A 16,012-nucleotide genomic window follows, 5' to 3' on the forward strand; every position below is an offset into this window, starting at 1 on the left:
TGATAATTTGAATCGTCATTAATCGAAAGACAAGAGAACTTCAACAATAATTTTAAGCCTCAGTAAATATGAAAATCCTCTATAATCTAGAAACCATTCTACATATAAAGACATGCAAATCGTATGTAGTAATATATTTGCTGTAGAAGAGGAGAAAATATACAAGCTTCTTTCACATATTGCATTGATAATGGATAGTTTTGTTTTTTATCTCACAGAAAGGGTAACATAACAATATCTTATTTAAAGAAACGATACATAGGGGAGGGAAGTAGTATGAAACTCACTCCTGAGCAGCGGATTGAACTGCATGGATTTAATAATTTGACTAAATCATTAAGCTTCAATATGTACGATATTTGTTATACTCAGACGAAAAAGGATCGGGAAGCTTATTTGGAATATATTGACGAACAATACAACGCCGATAGGTTGACAGAAATTTTACAACACGTAGCGGATATTATAGGTGCACATGTTTTAAATATTGCGAAGCAAGATTATGTGCCCCAAGGTTCAAGTGTAACTATGCTTGTCTCAGAAGGACCGGTCGTCGAGGTACCTGCAGAATCGTATGAAGAGTCACCTGGACCACTTCCTGACAATGTAGTTATCCAGCTTGATAAAAGTCATATTACTGTGCATACGTATCCAGAATTTCACCCAGATGAAGGGATTAGTACATTCAGAGCAGATATTGATGTATCTACTTGCGGAGAAATATCACCATTAAAAGCATTGAACTATTTGATTCGATCGTTTGAAACAGATGTTATGTCAATTGATTATCGGGTTCGTGGATTTACTAGAGCAAAGGATGGTCATAAATTATTTATCGACCACGAAATTAATTCTATTCAGAACTATATTCCTGATGATCTAAAGGAAGATTTTGATATGATTGATGTCAATGTCTATCAAGAGAATATTTTTCATACAAAATGTAAGCTAAAAGAATTTGATTTAAATAATTATTTATTTGGACTTTCCAAAGAAAATCTTTGTTCCGAAGACGCAGCGGAAATGACAGAACGAATTACTAAGGAAATGGATGAAATATTTTACGGGAAGAATATTTATGAAAAATAATCAGGAAGTCAAAGAAAAGTGACTCTGGCTTTTTTTATATGGAGTTCGTACTGTCATTACATAATAATGACAGGAGTATATTTCCGACTTCAATTCTAATACTAAAGAAACGAAGGAGGGATTACTCATGGCAAAGCGAACAAAGAAAAATGATCCTGAACAAAAAAATAAAAAAGGATTTGACTCAAGTAAAGTTGATTCGGAGTTCTCAAAAGAATTTGGCAGTGCGAACGCCAATCGTGCCCATAAAGAAAAAGCTAAAAAAGAGAAAAAATCTAAAAACCAAGGTGAATGGAGCGGTATGCACTGATTCACATGTAAAAGGGAGCTGATTATATAGTATTGGGCAGCTCCCTTGCTCTAGTATGGAAAAAACCACCGCTGAAGGTCACCAATCCGTCGATTGATGCCCTGAGCAAGGAAAAAACCATCGTTGAAGGTGGCCAATCCAGGGATTGACACCCTAAGCATTGAAAAATCAATTGTAAAGGTCATCAATTATTCGCGATGAAACAGATCAATAGTAAAAATGGTCGTGAATTGCATTCCATCTCTCTATACCTACATCACTTTTTCAGTAAATAATTTGCATGATAGACAATCATATTAAAGCAATTCAGCTCCATACTGTTCAAACAGTTTTTTCATAAACTCTGGATTACGGTCCTCAGTACTGTGAATGGCTTCGATCAATGTTTTAGTCTGCTTAGTCATGATTATAAGATATCGTGCAGTCTCTTGTTTTGGATTCCAAAATGTATGAGGTGTTCCTCGTGGTACGATTACGGCCTCATTACGATTAGCTTCGATTGTTTCGTCTCCAATCTGAAATCCAAGTGTACCTTCTAATATAAACCATGCTTCATCATCTTTATGATGCAAATGAAGTGGAGCAATGAACATCGGTGTTTCACCCTCAGGAGTACCTTCCGCTTTCCATTCGGCGATTGTAATATTTGAACCTTCAGGTGCTAGAGTTTGGCCATTTCTAGTATTTAAGATTAGTTCAGAAATTGTAACTTTAGACATATTCCATCCTCCGATTATTATTACATTTATATATATAAATAGTGCATCTTTCCATTCAAAATAGCAAGAAAACATTCAAAAGTTAAAATATTTACATCTAATCTTGGAGCGCTATAGACATTAGTAAAGTTGGGGTTATCATTAAAAGGTTTGAACTGTCTAGCTGTTGACTAAAACCGCCACGTCCTGTGTTACTCTTTATCATAGTCATGCCCTGGGGTTTTTGTTCTTCCAAAGTTAATTTGTTCCTTTGTATAGATTAACTTATAATTAAGTGATCTAAGGTTATATCTATATGTTTAACCATTTACGAAAGGTTAAGGAACTAAATGCGCATTCCTATTTTATTTGAAGACAATCATCTACTTGTAATTACAAAGCCTGTAAATATTCCTGTACAAAAAGATAATACTAGAGATGTAGATTTACAGTCTTTACTAAAGCAAGATATAAAAATTCGATATGATAAGCCAGGGGACGTTTATCTTGGTCTTGTCCACCGCCTTGATCGTCCTGTTGGAGGTATTATGGTATTTGCCAAAACATCTAAAGCAGCTTCCAGATTATCTGATGTGATTCGCAGGCAAACGATGGACAGAAAATATTTAGCTATTGTAAGAGGTACTCCTCCAAGAAAAAAAGGAGTATTGGAACATTATCTTTATAAAGATCAACGAAAAAACAAAGTTTATACAGTTCCGTCCACCCACAAAGAAGGAAAAAAAGCGATTCTTGAATATGAAGTAATTGAGCAGAATGGAGACCTCAGCTTGCTCGCAGTACGGATTCTAACCGGCCGATCTCATCAAATTCGAGTTCAGTTATCGGAAGTGGGTTGTCCTTTATTTGGTGACCAGAAATATGGTCAGTCCCTTAATAAGCCTGGACAGCAAATTGCATTATGGGCCAATTCATTGGCATTTACACATCCAACAAAAAAAGATATGGTAGAGTTTTTCTCATTTCCACCAAAAGAATATCCTTGGGATTTGTGGGGCTACTTAAAAAATCAAAGGACCCGATAGTTGGGCCCTTTGATTTTTTTATATTAAACCCCTTAAACAATGCTTCTGCTTTTATTTTATCTAGGCGTAATAGGTTTAACTGATATCGCTGGGGAGGCAGTCGTTATAATACAGCCTTCAAGATCTTTCTCTTGTAAAAAACCAAGATTAAGAGCAGATTTGATTTTTAGTGCGTCAGGTTTTTTAACAACTTGGATAAGGTCATTCATTTTTAAATCTTCCAATCTTTTAACCGTTTCTTCTTCGTTATATTTTTCTGCTTTTCTTATTTGCCTTTGAAGTTTGTATCCATTTAATATTATTTCGCCTTTATCAAGGGAGCCAATTTGACGGTCGAAAAAGTCATGAAAGATCGTTTTTAAATGATTCATTTCAACTTCGATTTCTTTTTTCTTCTTATTTAGCTCGTAATAATTAATGAGCATTTCTCCTGTAATTAAAGTATCCTGATTATTTTTCAAGATTCTCCCTCCAACAATAATAGATATATTATCTTATAGTGTTTTGGAAGAAAATATGACTTAAAGTGAAAGATACATAACTAGTTATGATGCATTCATTTAAATGATTGTTCATAGATTAAAAAAGGACCTTTTTGTGTGGAAATGAGGGATAAGTTTGATAGAGATAATATCCACATACAAATGGCACTTTTTAATTGGGCTAGAGGTATTATTTTGGATAGCCTTTATTACTTTTTTGGTGCTCAAATATTGGTTTGATACAAAAGCCAAATTTATTTTTTTGGCTTTTACAATTATGTTTGAATGTTTAGATGTACCAATTGCCGTTATGGATTATGTAAATACAGGACGGATATCATTTTTTCAAATTACCATATTAATCATTTATTTTTATGCTTTAACATTTGGAAATCAAAACATTCAAAAGCTGGATATGTATATTAAAAGAAAAATAATGATACTAAAGGGTAAATCCTTGTCCATAGAGGACAAGCGAATTCCTCCTAATAAGGATTACGCTAAGTCCATTAAGCAAGGTTTTTTAATGCATATTAGCGTTTTTCTTTTGATTCATATTTTGCTTGTAATCGAATTTACTTCGCCGTTACTATCAACTCATATTATTTCAGATTTATTCAACAGTGAAACGGGAGACATTTTTCATAATAAAGCAATTAATCGTACAAGTATTATGTGGTCATTGTTTCTAATGATTAATGGATTTGTAGCTTTGTTATATACGTACTCTCCTTTGGGATTTTATAAAAATAAATAAGTAGCCGCCCTGATTGTGTATGCAAGCCATCAGGACGGGTTCAGTTGTTTCTGGGTAAATTCTATGAGAGAGTTTCATTTGCCTTATGTGAATATTGACAAGGAAGCTTTCTCTTGAAATATTGCGATTTAAAATGTTAATAATCTTGTCATTGTTTCAATTCCAGGCAATCAGCCAGTTTAATGTTATGTTTAGATAAAATATTGGAGATGGAGTGACGTAAATTATTCTCAATTTGTTCTTTCTCGGTACTGTTTTGAACAGGAAGCTCCACTAAAAATTGTATGGCGGATTGCTTAAAAGCAATAAAACGAATAGTAGGAATAGAGGAGACTTGTAATCTTTCTACTGCTTTATGGAGCAACATTTCAACTTTTTTAGAATCTGTGCCAAACGAGACACTAACTCTAACTTCTGCGGTATATTGTTCTCCAGACCGACTATTGATGATTTGCTCGATAAAATATTGATTTGGAACGACTAATTTCCCTCCTTTATGTGTGATGACAGTAGATCTTAAGTTGATTTTTGAAATTTGTCCAACTTTCTCTTCAATTTCAATAGTTTCCCCTACCTCCATCGGCCGTTCAAATAAAATAATAATTCCCGAAACAAAATTGGCGGCGACATTTCGCAAGCCGAATCCGATTCCGATTCCTAGAGTGCTTAAGAAGACTACAAATGCACGCATATCTAATCCGACCGTTTGAAAACTTATGATCAACGCGATAATCATCACGACATAGTAAATAAGCCGATTAATCGTAAAGCTTAATCCAATGTCGATATCAAACTTCTCATAAATAAAAGGCATTATGTGGGTGTTAAATGTTTTTACAAGTCTGCTTGCAAATGTGATAATCATAATGGCGACAATAATGAGGAATAAGGAAACCTCGACCCCATCCATTTCGTAAATGGGTGAAAAGACCCATGATTCATTAGAAAAATAAAAAAGAAACAAAAGTATCGCGCCGTAAAAGGTAGCCCAGTTTAGGATTGCTATAATTGTAGGAAGAATGCGGTCTTTAGACCAATCGGATTTCATCCATCTTCTTAAGAAGTAAAGCAACCCCCATTTTACGATAAGAATGATCAATACATATACAAAGAATAAAAGAATTTCCTTTAGCGATAATGTTTTAAAAAAAGAGATGTCTTGAAATAGCTCCATTCAAAATCCCCCTCATTCGAGATGTACCCTTTTAACTTAGGAAAGAAACAAAATGGAGGATACCTAGCAGTGAATGAAAAATATTATGATGCAATATTGAATATTAAAACGGAAGGGGAACAGAAGGGCTTTAATCAGTCTTTTCATTACCATCGTTATGAGCCGACGCCATACAGTGGATTAGATATATTATTTAATCATTATGAATTAAAAAAGGATGATCACGTCGTTGATTTTGGATGTGGAAAAGGGCGCTTATTATTTTATATCCATCATTTGTATAAGTCGTTCGTTACTGGAATTGAAATGAATAAAGATTTGTATCACGATGCTTTGGAAAATAAAAAGCGTTATATTAAACAAAGATCCGGAAAAGACAATATTCATTTTCAATGTTGTCTAGCGGAAGAATATGAAATACACCCTCAAGATAATCGCTTTTATTTTTTTAATCCATTTACGATCCAGATTTTTATGAAAGTAGTTAATCATATTCTGCAATCTGTTGAACAGTTTCAAAGAGATGTAGAGCTAATTTTATATTATAGCTCTGATGACTATATTTTCTATTTGGAGAATCAAACTTCATTTGAATTGAAAAATGAAATTATCATTCCAGATCTTTATCAAAATAATCCACATGAGAAGTTTTTAATATATTCGTTGAACTACATAAAACAATCCTAAATGGCAGACCATAACCATTGGGAGGTGTTGAAATTGCAAGAAAAGGATTTTGAACAAATTTATAATGAATATCGTGAACAGAGTGAGCAACAAGTAGTGGACGAAAGTTACCAAGAAGAAAATGGAAAAGAGCAAATTGTAGCTGTCAGAAAAAATGATGATGGAGATATCATTGCGTTTAAAACAAAATCAGGACGGGAATTGGATTATGTGACAGCCCTAGACGAAGCGAAGGCTGGGAATATTGCTCATATTGATGTGTTCCATAAATATGGGAGAGATATCATTCGAAGCGAACCAGACGGGATTAAAGAAAACAACTTAGACAACTTACCTTCATTTTAAAATGAAAAAATAAGGAATCCTTAAATTGGATTCCTTATTTCGTGTCTAACTGGAATATCTATCAATCCAGCGAACTCATGACTCCTCCCATCGTAAGTAAGCATTAATCTCATCAAGTTTCTTTTGCCATAGTCGGAGTCTCAATAACTCGTGAGTCGAAGAACAAGGCGTTTCTTTTTTGCTTTTTACCAATTTAATCCCAATCTTAATGTACAGCAATCACCTTGATATTTAGCATTTGTTAACTCAATGACGATGCCATCAGGAGTATAATGACTTTTTGCCTTAACTGTAATACCGGTGGATTGTATTAATTGATCTACTTTACTTTGATTGTCCTTTTGAGCTGCGTCCATAAGGTCATGAGCAAATCTTGGGGAAGTAGTTATTTTTGTTATTATCTTATTTGCTTCGTTCACTAAGATTCGAAATTTTTTAGTAGATTGAATAAATTGCTTAGTATTAATTGGTGGAAACATCTGCCGGTCGTAATAATACACAGGATATTGATGTAAGACAGGCAATCCTCTGTATGAGTAACCATATGGATTGTAGCAAAAATTAGGAGTGTACAATACGGATCCTCCTCTCCTCATACGCTATATATCATATGTGCAATAAAAACGAGTGTTCACCATAATAGTGGCACTGCCTCTTGTTTTTGTTAATGAACAGCAATTCTGTTAATATTGAAGCTCTGATCAATTAAATAATGGTTTCTTTTACGAACATTCCATCTTTTGTGGATAGGAGGAGGTTTTTCAATATATGATTTAATATTTTTACAATTTTGATAGAGTGATTTATTCCCACTGTGCTATTATATAATTGTTAATATACAAAAAATTTTATCCATGGAAATGGGAGAAGAATCATGAATGTTTTCAAGGACTTTAAAGACTTTTTAAGAATTAAAGGGGCTTGGTATTTACTTGTTGGATTGTTTTTGTATGGAATTGGGACAGGGATATTAGCCCCAATGAATGCGGTTTATATGAGTGAAGGAATCGGGTTGTCTAAAGTCCAAATCGCTTCCATTTTCTCGATTTCCGTTTTAATGAATATGGCTATTACGATCATGGTCGGTTTTATTAGTGATAAAATGAAACGCAAAAAACCGTTGCCACTATTTGCATTAATACTATGTATGATTGGGCTTATCCTTTATATGAGAGCGGATACATTTGTTGAAGCACTGATAGGCATGATTATAGCAGTAGCTCCTTCCGGCTTGATTATGGGGCAGTTTTTTGCAATGGCACGTAACCATTTCATGAGGCTTGCTCCAAATATTTTTGAAATCGCGCAAATTTGGTTGCGGGCTATGATGAGTGTTGGTTTTTTTGTAGGACTTCTTTTAGGTGCGAACTTATTTTTAATCGCTAGTTTCAAAGGGATTCTCATTGGAAATTTAGCAGGGTACTTTTTGCTGTTTGTTCTCCTTTTATTGTACAAGGAATATGATCCAGTTGATGTTGAATCGAATGTCTCCAAAGGAGAAGCTTTTTCATTCATTATGCTCTTTGCACTGTTATTGTTAGGGTGTGCGGATTCCTTAAGAGGGCTTTATTTACAGCTTGTTGTCGTTAATTTATTTGAAAAACCACAAATCATGTCGTACTTATGGAGTGTTCAAGCGGTCTTTGAATTGCTATTCATGACATTCGCAGGGTATTGGGCAATGAAATTCGGAAGCAAAAGGGTTATATTATTGAGCAGCTTTTGTGCGCTTATTACATATACAATTTATAGTACAAGTCCACCGCTTTTCGTCTTTTTCCTTGTCCAGCCGCTTTATTCTTTTTACGTATCTGTGTTGTATGGTGTAGCTATGGGGTATGTACAAAGAATGTTCCATACGAAAATAGGCTTCGGCTCAAGTATTTATGTGTTTTTATTTCAAATGGCATCCCTCATAGGCTATATTTTGCCGTTTTTAATCAAAGGGTACAGCCCGCAAATTTTCATTATTCCGAGTATCCTCGTTGGAGTAGGAATTTTATTAATGGGTGGTTTAGCTTTAAAAAATCGCCAAAAACCAATGACATTATCAGCATAAAAAATGGCCGGATTCCCTTACAGGAGATCCGGCTTTACCTTTATTGATTTCGAGTAATTGTAATGCTGCGAATTCCATTGGTGGTAGGAGGAATTTCTACATAACCAGTATGGGAATCGTCTATCGTCCTGATTTTATATGTGCTCCCTTCAGGACTTAACGTAATACTCATTTTTCGAATATCTGGAAGATAAATGATGCTCGGTTCCTCTAAATCTATCGTTTCATTCCATTTCATTTGAAAAGTTTTTAAGCTATGCTCATAGCGATATTGTAATAAACATCCAGCAACAGCTAAAGGAAAACCTCGCGAGACACCTAAAAAGGATAGACTTTTATCCATATCCGGTGTGTAACTCCAGTACGTGTCGCTACAAAGATGCTTTTCAAAAAGTCTTTGGTTATGAAGAGATACATGTCCAGTATCGTCTGTTTCATAAAAGGCTCCCCATTCCCCAATAAGCATAGGCATATCCAACCTTTTCCGCGTACTTTCATGTCGTTCGAAAATGAACTCTAATCTACGATCGTTCGCCGTATGAGCTAGTTCTGTATCTACAACTAAATCGTAGGCGTGAGGGGCGTAAGCTTGGGCTTGTTCGTCTTTAATCGGAAGAATCATACTTGAAACACCTAGGTTGGAAAAATAATTAGTTTCCAAAAATAATATTCCATCTTTGTCGTATGCCCTTATTGCCTTGGAAAGTTTATGATATAGCTGCGATAAGTGATTTTTCTCAAAAGATTGTATAATATGAGTTGGTGAGTCTACAACTCTCTGAAATACCTCAACATCTTCAAGTAAACTCAAATAATCATCCTTATTATTCGGATCACTCCACGCAGAAAATAAATGTTCGATATCAACTTCACCGTATCGTTCTCCGTAGATTTCGGCAAATGTGGTAAACATAAGTTCATTAACCTTTTGAACAGGGCTTCCTATAAAAGGTTCATTTATTAAATCATAGCCAATAATATTTGGTTCTATATGAAGTTTTTTGACCAGATATGCCCAAGCATTAATAAAATGATCTTGAATGCCAACCCCATCAGGACCCAGAGAGTTATTCCAAAAATGATCGAATGCTTTTTGCACTGCAGCATTAAATAAATACGCATCGCTCCATACTTGGCCAGGTTCGTACATTTCACCGTCAGTTATCGTTGCCCAAGCAGGTGCACCATCTCCGAACTCTGAGCTAAATAAATCTTGGTGCATGTCTAAAAACACGAGAAGATCGTATTGATTAGCCTTATGAATCAATTGTCGCAATTCCTCAATATAATGTTCATCATAAACACCTGGTTCAGGTTCTAGCTCGTCCCAGATGACTCCGAGTCTAATAACATTCATGCCCCACATTTGTAACTTTTGAAAATCTTCTTCAGTCCAAGAACCGATATAATGTTGCTTCTTTTCTTTACAGACCATATTGACGCCATGAAGCAACACTTGTCTACCAAATTCATCTACAAAATGTTTTCCATCCACTTTTATACGCCTGGCCATCTTCCCATCTCCTATAAAAATGTTTATGTTATAATTTTAACATTAAAAGGCTTGAATATTTCTAAAAATTAAATATTTTAATGATATAATAGAGAAATTCGAACAGATTAGAAAAAGTGAGGGTTATGATGGTGGAAAAAGTTGTCTCTATGAAGGACGTTTCTTTTAGAAGAAATAAGCAGGAAATATTAAGTGGAGTCAATTGGGAAATAAATAAAGATGAACATTGGGCGATTCTTGGTTTAAACGGATCGGGAAAAACGTCCCTACTCAATATTGTAACGGGATACCAGATGCCCACAACTGGTGATGTCACAGTACTTGGACGTCAATTCGGTAAATCATATATACCTGATTTACGAAAAGAAATTGGATTTGTCAGCAGTGCATTAGAACGATTTTCTGAAGTATTAGACTATGAAACGGTAGAAGAAATTGTCGTGAGTGGGAAATTTGCTTCCATCGGATTGTACGAGGAAGTTACAGAAGAAGATTGGGAAAAGGCAAATACGTTAATCAAAAGCTTTCGATTAGACTATTTAATAGGAAAGAGATATCATCTATTATCCCAGGGTGAAAAGAGAAGAGTATTAATCGCAAGATCTTTAATGAGTGAACCAAAAATTCTTATATTAGATGAGCCGTGTTCGGGGTTGGATATTCTTTCAAGGGAAGATGTTTTACTTTTAACCAAAGAGATTGCCAATTACAATTGTCATTTAATTTATGTAACACATCATATTGAGGAGTTAGTGGAAGAGATAAGTCATGTATTGCTTCTTCGCGATGGAAAAATAGTTGCTGCCGGACCAAAGTCTGAAGTGGTTACAGATGAACTATTAACAGAAACATTTGGTATTTCCGTAGGAGTTCACTGGGAAGATAACCGTCCATGGCTTTCTGTGAGAAAGGATATAGGGTGGACGAAATTTGGACCTGTAGAAACTAAATGAGTTGGACTAATGTTTATTTGGACCTTTGTAGGCAAGTATAAGCATTTAATAAATGGAAGGTCACATTAAATCGTCAATGTGACCTTCCTTGATAAAAATGCGTTCGATGAGCGCATCATTATGCCTTCAATCATGAAAAAACCTTTATCAGGGTCATGATGAGCGGTTCAATGTGCCCTCAAATGTGTAAGACCTTTACCAAGGCCACGATGAACCCTTCAATATTTCCTTCAATCCGAAAGTAGATCAGTAAAAAGTAAAATCAACTAAAAGCAAGTCTATAAATGGGAACCAACGTTTCGAAAGTATCTTTTACGAATTCAGTTAATTGAGCTCCATCCTGAAGAATTGGATCATTCGAATCAATATGTCTGCCTATCAAAAATTCTGCTTTTTTCACATCTCGAAAACGAATAAGAGCTTGTTTTAATTTTGTATCTGCCACTGAAGCAGATTCTTTTTTCATATGATCTAAAGATACAACAAATTCAGATGGAATAGATTTTTCAATAGTTTTTATGTTTTTTAGCAAGTTTTTCGCGATCGATGTTTTATTTGGTAATTCATAAATGAATGCAAGCCAAATAAATAAGTGATCATCAAAAAGACCTACTTGAAAATGTGGATGCTGTTTATATCCTCGTTTGTTTCCTGCAATTGCTAGCCAAGTATCTTTTGGTGGATTGACTGTACGCCTTGCATGTTTTGCAATATGTAAAAACATCTCAGACCCGACCATGGCAGATAAATCGTGAGTCAACACTTCGCCAAGTGCTTTGAATTTCGGTTGAATCCTCTGTTGGATTGCTTCCATCCTTTCCTCAAGACCTTCTACATGAAAAGTGTCAAAATCATGTTGTGTGAAACCTGTAAATTCCATAAACATAGTTCCCTTCCATTCAGTGTTCAACAATCATATTAATAAAAAAAGAAGATAATCAAAAGTGATATATCTTCTAAGCAAAGAGAAATCTTATTTTTCACTTGGATCATATTCATCATACACTAGTCTAGTAACGGTTGTATAATCTCCTTTATCAATATTAGCTTGTGTTGCATCCTCGCCGTAAGAATCTTCGGTATCAATACCAGGCGCAATCTTTGGATCGTCGCTTTTTTGTCTCCTGTCTTTTTCCACTAATCATCCCTCCAATCATATATATTTTTTACTTAAATGATAAAATTATTAAAGAATGGAACGTTGTCAGCATTGTCAGTCAATATGGTAAGATGTATGTATAGTTGTCTTCAGAATAGGAGGAAAAAAAGCAGTGAAGCCTAAGATTTATGCAACTCTACCAATACCGACAGATGTGGAAAAATATCTTTCTGAATACTGCGAAGTTCGCAAGTGGACGGGAGAAGACCGTATTTCGCGAGATCTTCTTTTAGAAGAAATAAAAGGTGTCGATGGACTTTTAACGTCTGGAATTAGAATTGATGAAGACCTATTAAAAAGCGCGCCTAATTTAAAAGTAGTCAGCAATGTATCAGTAGGATTCAATAATTTTAATGTAGAAGCAATGAAAAAATATAATGTAATAGGGACAAATACTCCTTATGTTTTAGATGAAACAGTGGCTGATTTGACATTTGCTCTTATTTTATCCTCTGCAAGAAGAATTGCTGAGTTGGATAGGCTTGTAAAAGATGGAAATTGGAATCCTACAAAAGATGATCAAGTATTTTATGGCTTGGATGTACATAGCACAACTCTTGGAATCATTGGGATGGGTAGAATCGGAGAAGCTGTCGCTAGAAGGGCGAAGTTTGGATTTAATATGGATGTCCTGTATTACAACCGGAACAGAAAGCTAGAAGCTGAAGAAAAATATGGCGCTGAGCATTGTGATTTAGATTCCTTATTACAAAAATCCGACTTTATTGTGTTGTTAACTCCACTTACACCTGAGACAGAGCACCTAATCGGCGAAAGAGAGTTTAAAATCATGAAGAAGTCTGCCTTTTTTATTAACGTTTCCCGTGGAAAAACAGTCGATGAAGCTGCCATGATACGTGCTCTGGAAAACAAAGAAATATACGGAGCTGGACTTGATGTTTATCAAAAGGAACCTGTTGAAAAGGATAACCCATTACTAAAAATGCCGAATGTCGTAACCATCCCACATATTGGATCAGCAACAGAAAAAACAAGAGATTCAATGATGCAGCGTGCTGCACAAAATATCGTTTCTGTTTTAACAGGAACTGGTTCAGCTGATTCGGTATATTAATATTTAGAGTAATACTAGTTTTATGATAAAAAATGCCCATAACTCTTTGGGTGTTTTTTTCATTTTTTATGAAATTTTTAACAAAAAAATAATAATCGTGGGGTTGACCCAACAACCCGACCGTGTTATGATTTCAATAATTTCAAATGTTTACTATATTTAGTATTTTTATGAAAAGTTATGATTACCCACAATATTAGTTGTTACATCAACAAACTCTCACTTATTACCTCATGATTAGAAGTCCAACTTTCACTTCTAAGGAAACTAAAACTCATCCCAAGATATCCTAAAATGTTAGTGGTTTTTTTAAAAGAAAATCACATCCACTTTTCAATGTTTACTTCTCGATTAGCTAGCAAACAAACATCACTCCAAATTAATACAACAAATCCACCTTAAGAATCCTTACTATTTTATCGATGTACCTTCATACAATAATATAAGTACCTTAATCTTCCAAAAAATACTTGTAAATTAATTGGGTTTAGTAGATCTATAATAGATCTTTTATTTTCTAATAGATAATTAAGTAATTTTTCAGGAGGAGAAAATGGAGAAAGTATTAAATAGCAGTAGCATTCTTCCGCTTTATCATCAATTACAAGAAATTTTGAGAGAAAATATTGAGTCTGGTGTATGGAAGCCAGGCGACATGATCCCATCGGAATATCAATTAATGCAAGAATACTTTATTAGTAGAAATACTGTTAAGAAAGCTATAGAGAATCTTGTTCAAGATGGAATATTAAATCGTGTACAAGGGAAAGGAACTTTCGTTTCCCGGCCTAAATTTGAACAATCACTAATTGGTTTTTATAGTTTCAGTAAAGTAATGAAGGAAAGAGGAATATCGCCTAAAGATGTAATTGAAAGCATTGAAAGAATTAAAGTAAAACCAAGAATTGCGAAGCAGCTAAAACTTAAAGAAGAGGACTATGTGTTTGAATTAAAACGGATTCGCTATGCCCAGGAAGAACCAATGATCTTTGAAACTTCATATATACCTGAAAAATATTGCCTAGGATTATCACGTGAAAAGTTGGAGAAAAACTCACTTTATGACCTAATGCAAAAAGAATATGGGATATTTGTTACAAAAGCGAAGGAAACGTTTGAACCTATTTTAATCAGATCATATGAAAGTCAGTTTTTAGAAATAGAAGAGGGGTACCCGGCATTGGCGCTTGATCGTATCGCCTTTGATGCATACGAAGTACCAGTTGAATTTTGTCATTCAATCGTTAGAGGGGATCGTTGCCGGTTTTATACAGAGTTATTATAAAAATCTGTTTGCATACAAATGGTAACGCCTTTCTGTGTATTCACAGAAAGTATAAATAAACTTAATTCTTAGGGGGATTGTGAATGAAGAAGTATTTGGCCATTATTGTTGTATTGTTATTTATGTTCTTGTCAGGATGTTCAGGGGATGGCAAAACTACGGGTGGTGGCGGTAAATCAAAGTCTGGGGATGTTACATTAACGTATGCAATCTGGGATGTAAACCAAGCACCAGCACTTCAACAAATAGCTGACAAATTTACTGAAGAAAATCCAAACATTAAGATAAAAGTTGAAGTTACGCCTTGGGATCAATATTGGACGAAGCTTGAAACGGCAGCAACTGGTGGAAGTTTGCCTGATCTCTTTTGGCTAAATGCATCAAATATACAAAAATATGCTAAAGGTAAAGTGTTACTACCGATTACTGAGCAGGCTGATTTAGATGGTGTCGACTTAACTAAATATCCAGAAGCTCTCGTTAAAACTTATACAGTCGATAATGAGCTTTATGCTCTACCAAAGGATTTTGATACAATCGGTCTTTGGTATAACAAAGTTCTATTTGATGATGCAGGTTTAGAATATCCAAATGAGAATTGGACTTGGGATGATCTAGTAGAAAATGCAAAAAAATTAACGGATTCAGGAAAAGGAATTTGGGGATTTTCGGCACCTCTTGAGACGCAAACTGGATTTTATAATACTGTTTATCAAGCTGGTGGTTATATTCTCAATGACGATATGACGAAGGCTGGTCATGCAGACGAAAAAACATTTAAAGGTATTAAATTTATGTACGACATGATCCATACACATAAGGTTTCACCAACGGTTGCTCAAATGACAGATACTCCTGCTATATCACTTTTTGAATCTGGTAAGGTTGCCATGATGTTTGCTGGCTCATGGTCTCAAATTGAATTTGAGAAGAATGATTATACAAGAGATAAAGTAGATGTCACAGTTTTACCTACTGGGGAAAAGAAAGCGGTCATTATACATGGACTTGGAAATGTGATTGCTGCTAACTCAAAGTACCCTGAAGAAGCTTGGAAGTTTTCAAAGTTTTTAGGATCTGAAGAAGCTCATAAGATTCAAGCAGAAACTGGTACTGTAATTCCAGCATACCAAGGAACACAAGATGCTTGGGTCCAATCAAATCCAAATTTCAATCTTCAAGTATTTATTGATATGACTGAGTATTCAGTACCTTATCCAGTATCAATTGAGACAAGAAAGTGGCAACAAATTGAAACAGAAATTTTAACTCAAGCTTGGGCAGGCAATATGAGTCTTGAGGATGCTGTTAAAGAAGTTGCCGAAAAAGTAGATGCAGTTCTAGCCGAGGAAAAGAAATAAATATATTTTTGTAGAGAAG

General features: G+C 34.8%; 18 protein-coding genes. 11 read left to right on the forward strand and 7 right to left on the reverse strand.

Translation table 11 applies throughout. From position 1 onward, the window contains the following. Positions 1-276: 276 nt before the first annotated feature. Positions 277-1,089: an adenosylmethionine decarboxylase gene (gene speD, locus KHA93_RS00705; RefSeq protein WP_213108963.1), complete on the forward strand. Its 813-nt coding sequence runs from the start codon at positions 277-279 to the stop codon at positions 1,087-1,089. Positions 1,090-1,216: 127 nt separating this feature from the next. Then, positions 1,217-1,399, forward strand: coding sequence for a hypothetical protein (locus KHA93_RS00710; protein ID WP_213108964.1), 183 nt, complete (start codon positions 1,217-1,219; stop codon positions 1,397-1,399). A 296-nt stretch (positions 1,400-1,695) separates the two neighbouring features. On the opposite strand, the gene KHA93_RS00715 is transcribed toward KHA93_RS00710, so the two are convergent. After that, positions 1,696-2,118, reverse strand: a complete 423-nt coding sequence (locus KHA93_RS00715; protein ID WP_233711003.1) for a cupin domain-containing protein — start codon at positions 2,116-2,118, stop codon at positions 1,696-1,698. Between the two features lie 329 nt (positions 2,119-2,447). Between KHA93_RS00715 and KHA93_RS00720 the strand changes: the two genes are divergently transcribed. After that, on the forward strand, positions 2,448-3,143 hold the full coding sequence (locus KHA93_RS00720; protein ID WP_213108965.1) for an RluA family pseudouridine synthase: 696 nt from the start codon (positions 2,448-2,450) through the stop codon (positions 3,141-3,143). A gap of 56 nt (positions 3,144-3,199) precedes the next feature. Here the strand turns inward: KHA93_RS00720 and KHA93_RS00725 are convergent, their stop codons facing one another. Continuing rightward, complete coding sequence (locus tag KHA93_RS00725; RefSeq protein ID WP_233711004.1) at positions 3,200-3,604, reverse strand: hypothetical protein; 405 nt, start codon at positions 3,602-3,604, stop codon at positions 3,200-3,202. 298 nt (positions 3,605-3,902) lie between these two features. On the opposite strand from KHA93_RS00725, the gene KHA93_RS00730 reads away from it, so the two are divergent. Then, the gene (locus KHA93_RS00730; protein WP_213108966.1) at positions 3,903-4,382 is read left to right on the forward strand and encodes a hypothetical protein; all 480 of its coding nucleotides are present in this window, start codon (positions 3,903-3,905) and stop codon (positions 4,380-4,382) included. Between the two features lie 148 nt (positions 4,383-4,530). On the opposite strand, the gene KHA93_RS00735 is transcribed toward KHA93_RS00730, so the two are convergent. Then, positions 4,531-5,556, reverse strand: a complete 1,026-nt coding sequence (locus tag KHA93_RS00735) for a mechanosensitive ion channel family protein (RefSeq protein ID WP_213108967.1) — start codon at positions 5,554-5,556, stop codon at positions 4,531-4,533. A 69-nt stretch (positions 5,557-5,625) separates the two neighbouring features. Between KHA93_RS00735 and KHA93_RS00740 the strand changes: the two genes are divergently transcribed. Then, entirely contained in the window at positions 5,626-6,243 is a 618-nt protein-coding gene (locus tag KHA93_RS00740; RefSeq protein ID WP_213108968.1) for an SAM-dependent methyltransferase, read from the forward strand. Positions 6,244-6,276: 33 nt separating this feature from the next. Beyond that, positions 6,277-6,588 (forward strand): DUF3892 domain-containing protein, encoded by a 312-nt coding sequence (locus KHA93_RS00745; RefSeq protein WP_213108969.1) that lies wholly within the window; start codon positions 6,277-6,279, stop codon positions 6,586-6,588. A gap of 185 nt (positions 6,589-6,773) precedes the next feature. Here KHA93_RS00745 and KHA93_RS23030 read toward each other — a convergent pair whose 3' ends face one another. Continuing rightward, positions 6,774-7,163 carry a YuzC family spore coat inner layer protein gene (locus KHA93_RS23030; protein ID WP_233711005.1) on the reverse strand — a complete coding sequence of 130 codons (390 nt, stop codon included), beginning with the start codon at positions 7,161-7,163 and terminating at the stop codon, positions 6,774-6,776. A 299-nt stretch (positions 7,164-7,462) separates the two neighbouring features. Between KHA93_RS23030 and KHA93_RS00755 the strand changes: the two genes are divergently transcribed. Further along, entirely contained in the window at positions 7,463-8,647 is a 1,185-nt protein-coding gene (locus tag KHA93_RS00755; protein ID WP_213108970.1) for an MFS transporter, read from the forward strand. 40 nt (positions 8,648-8,687) lie between these two features. On the opposite strand, the gene KHA93_RS00760 is transcribed toward KHA93_RS00755, so the two are convergent. Then, positions 8,688-10,160 (reverse strand): cellulase family glycosylhydrolase, encoded by a 1,473-nt coding sequence (locus KHA93_RS00760; protein ID WP_213108971.1) that lies wholly within the window; start codon positions 10,158-10,160, stop codon positions 8,688-8,690. A 131-nt stretch (positions 10,161-10,291) separates the two neighbouring features. Between KHA93_RS00760 and KHA93_RS00765 the strand changes: the two genes are divergently transcribed. Next, entirely contained in the window at positions 10,292-11,113 is an 822-nt protein-coding gene (locus KHA93_RS00765; protein WP_213112713.1) for an ABC transporter ATP-binding protein, read from the forward strand. A gap of 262 nt (positions 11,114-11,375) precedes the next feature. Here the strand turns inward: KHA93_RS00765 and KHA93_RS00770 are convergent, their stop codons facing one another. After that, positions 11,376-11,993, reverse strand: a complete 618-nt coding sequence (locus tag KHA93_RS00770) for a YktB family protein (RefSeq protein ID WP_213108972.1) — start codon at positions 11,991-11,993, stop codon at positions 11,376-11,378. 93 nt (positions 11,994-12,086) lie between these two features. After that, entirely contained in the window at positions 12,087-12,251 is a 165-nt protein-coding gene (locus KHA93_RS00775; RefSeq protein ID WP_213108973.1) for a hypothetical protein, read from the reverse strand. Between the two features lie 115 nt (positions 12,252-12,366). On the opposite strand from KHA93_RS00775, the gene KHA93_RS00780 reads away from it, so the two are divergent. From KHA93_RS00780 to KHA93_RS00790, 3 genes are all read left to right on the forward strand, one after another. Continuing rightward, positions 12,367-13,347, forward strand: coding sequence for a 2-hydroxyacid dehydrogenase (locus KHA93_RS00780; RefSeq protein ID WP_432806334.1), 981 nt, complete (start codon positions 12,367-12,369; stop codon positions 13,345-13,347). A gap of 553 nt (positions 13,348-13,900) precedes the next feature. Then, on the forward strand, positions 13,901-14,632 hold the full coding sequence (locus KHA93_RS00785) for a GntR family transcriptional regulator (RefSeq protein WP_213108975.1): 732 nt from the start codon (positions 13,901-13,903) through the stop codon (positions 14,630-14,632). Positions 14,633-14,715: 83 nt separating this feature from the next. Continuing rightward, positions 14,716-15,993: an ABC transporter substrate-binding protein gene (locus KHA93_RS00790; RefSeq protein ID WP_213108976.1), complete on the forward strand. Its 1,278-nt coding sequence runs from the start codon at positions 14,716-14,718 to the stop codon at positions 15,991-15,993. Positions 15,994-16,012 lie beyond the last annotated feature (19 nt).

It is taken from the genome of Lederbergia citrisecunda, assembly GCF_018343695.1.
GTDB lineage: Bacteria > Bacillota > Bacilli > Bacillales > Bacillaceae_C > Lederbergia > Lederbergia citrisecunda.

Coding starts and splice junctions, on each gene's coding strand:
- speD (WP_213108963.1), top strand. CDS start 277: ATGAAACTCACTCCTGAGCAGCGGATTGAACTGCATGGATTTAATAAT.
- KHA93_RS00710 (WP_213108964.1), top strand. CDS start 1,217: ATGGCAAAGCGAACAAAGAAAAATGATCCTGAACAAAAAAATAAAAAA.
- KHA93_RS00715 (WP_233711003.1), bottom strand. CDS start 2,118: ATGTCTAAAGTTACAATTTCTGAACTAATCTTAAATACTAGAAATGGC.
- KHA93_RS00720 (WP_213108965.1), top strand. CDS start 2,448: ATGCGCATTCCTATTTTATTTGAAGACAATCATCTACTTGTAATTACA.
- KHA93_RS00730 (WP_213108966.1), top strand. CDS start 3,903: ATGTTTGAATGTTTAGATGTACCAATTGCCGTTATGGATTATGTAAAT.
- KHA93_RS00735 (WP_213108967.1), bottom strand. CDS start 5,556: ATGGAGCTATTTCAAGACATCTCTTTTTTTAAAACATTATCGCTAAAG.
- KHA93_RS00755 (WP_213108970.1), top strand. CDS start 7,463: ATGAATGTTTTCAAGGACTTTAAAGACTTTTTAAGAATTAAAGGGGCT.
- KHA93_RS00760 (WP_213108971.1), bottom strand. CDS start 10,160: ATGGCCAGGCGTATAAAAGTGGATGGAAAACATTTTGTAGATGAATTT.
- KHA93_RS00770 (WP_213108972.1), bottom strand. CDS start 11,993: ATGGAATTTACAGGTTTCACACAACATGATTTTGACACTTTTCATGTA.
- KHA93_RS00785 (WP_213108975.1), top strand. CDS start 13,901: ATGGAGAAAGTATTAAATAGCAGTAGCATTCTTCCGCTTTATCATCAA.
- KHA93_RS00790 (WP_213108976.1), top strand. CDS start 14,716: ATGAAGAAGTATTTGGCCATTATTGTTGTATTGTTATTTATGTTCTTG.